The organism is Mesorhizobium sp. M2C.T.Ca.TU.002.02.1.1 (genome assembly GCF_003997225.1).
Genome location: NZ_RZTO01001013.1, coordinates 1 through 1,933, shown reverse-complemented (window position 1 = coordinate 1,933; position 1,933 = coordinate 1). Strand labels below are relative to the sequence as shown.

Sequence of the window (1,933 nt, the reverse complement as noted above, 5' to 3'; positions counted from 1 at the left end):
GTATTCTTATGTGCCGGGACTCACGGTGCAAAAGGCGGTCGCCATTGCCGGCGGTTTCACGCCGCGCGCCAATCAGGAGAGCGTCGACATCACCCGCGACATCAACGGCAAGGTGATGACCGGACGGGTGCTGACATCCGATCCGCTCCTGCCCGGCGACACCGTCTACGTCCGCGAACGCCTGTTCTGAAAATCAGTCGTGGCGGTGAATCTCAGGATCGTCCACTGCTTCCGCTCACCTGTCGGAGGAATCTTCCGGCACGTGCGCGACCTGACCGAGGCGCAGGTCGCCGCCGGCCATGCGGTGGGCATCGTCTGCGACTCGACGACCGGCGGCGACTACGAGGAGCGGCTGTTCGAGGCGATGAAGGACAGCCTCGCGCTCGGCATCCACCGCACGCCGATGCAGCGTCATGTCGGGCCGGGCGACCTCGCCTCGGCCTGGCGCACCTATCGAATCATCAAGGAATTGCGGCCGGACGTGCTGCATGGGCATGGCGCCAAGGGTGGCGCTTATGCCCGGCTGTTCGGCTCACTGTTGCGGGTTTCAAGGTCTCGCGTGGCCCGCCTTTATTCGCCGCATGGCGGCTCCCTCCACTATGACGAAACGACGGCGACGGGAAAGCTGTTCTTCGGCCTGGAGCGCTTCATGGCGCGCTTCACCGACTGCCTGCTGTTCGTTTCCGACTATGAGCGCAACACCTATCGCCGCAAGGTCGGCGAGCCGCCCATACCCAACACGCTTGTCTACAACGGCCTGCGCGCAGCCGAATTCGAACCGGTGACGACGGCGGCGAATGCCGCCGATTTTCTATACATCGGCATGATGCGCGACCTGAAAGGCCCGGATATCTTCATCGACGCCCTGGCCTTGGCCGGCAGCGCGTTGGGCCGTCCGTTGAGCGCCGTGATGGTCGGCGACGGTGACGACCTGCCGCGCTACCACGCGCAAGTGGAGCGACTCGGCCTGAAGAGCCATGTCCGATTCCTGCCGCCCATGCCGGCGAGACAAGCTTTCGCTCTGGCCGGGTTGATCGTTGTGCCGTCCCGGGCGGAGGCGATGCCCTATATCGTGCTCGAGGCTTTGGCCGCCGGCATGCCAATGATCGCGACCGCGGTCGGCGGCATTCCGGAAATCTTTGGCGACGGCTCCCCTGCCCTGATCCGGCCGGATCCCGCGCAGCTCGCAGGCAAGATGGAAACAGTGTTCGGCGACCGCGACACGTACCGCAAGGCGATGCCGCAGACGGACGAGCTCAAGGCCCGATTCGGAGCCGACGTGATGGCGGCCGAGATCGAGAAGGCCTATTTCGCGGCGCTGAACAAATAGCTGCAGCCGGCCCGACAGCTTCAAAACCACCGGTTGTTTCAAGTCTTTCTTAGCTCTCTTTTGCTATGCAGTTTCGCGAAGCTCGCGGACAGTTCCCATGAATGAGATCGACCCCGCGCGCCGCTTTTCCATGGATGCGGTGCGCAATTACGATGCTCCCGCCGATGGCGGAAAGCCCGGCGGCATCAACGATGTGGCGCGCCAGGTCGCCTCGCAATACCGGCGCGATACGATGTCGCCGATCATGGTCAGCGGCGTGCTGCGCATGGTCGAGTTCGCGGTGCTCTTCCTGTCGGGGCTCGGCGTCTATTTCTACTATGTCGGCTTCTTCAGCTATCTGGCCTGGCAATATCCGCTGGCGATCGCGGCGACGTCGTTCCTGGCCGTGGTGCTGCTCGACGTCACCGACAGCTACCAGATCGCGGCGCTGATGCGCCCGCTTGCCAATTTCGGGCGGGTGCTGCTTGTCTGGGCCGGCAGTTTCGCGCTGATGGCGCTCACCGCCTTCGCCATCAAGGCGTCGGAAGACTATTCGCGGCTGCTGTTCGGCACCTGGTTCGTGGTCGGTTTCGTGCTGATCTTCGGCCTGAGACTGGTGATGTC

The 1,933-nt window shown here is 63.7% G+C and carries 2 protein-coding genes and 1 pseudogene; all 3 read left to right on the top strand.

The window, feature by feature from the left end; genetic code table 11:
- Positions 1-190, top strand: a 190-nt coding sequence (locus EOD07_RS32700; RefSeq protein ID WP_206519628.1) for an SLBB domain-containing protein, incomplete at its 5' end; no start/stop codon positions are given.
- A gap of 9 nt (positions 191-199) precedes the next feature.
- Positions 200-1,330 (top strand): glycosyltransferase, encoded by a 1,131-nt coding sequence (locus EOD07_RS32695; protein WP_071036276.1) that lies wholly within the window; start codon positions 200-202, stop codon positions 1,328-1,330.
- Between the two features lie 97 nt (positions 1,331-1,427).
- Positions 1,428-1,933: pseudogene (locus EOD07_RS32690) on the top strand (undecaprenyl-phosphate glucose phosphotransferase); the annotation flags it as partial.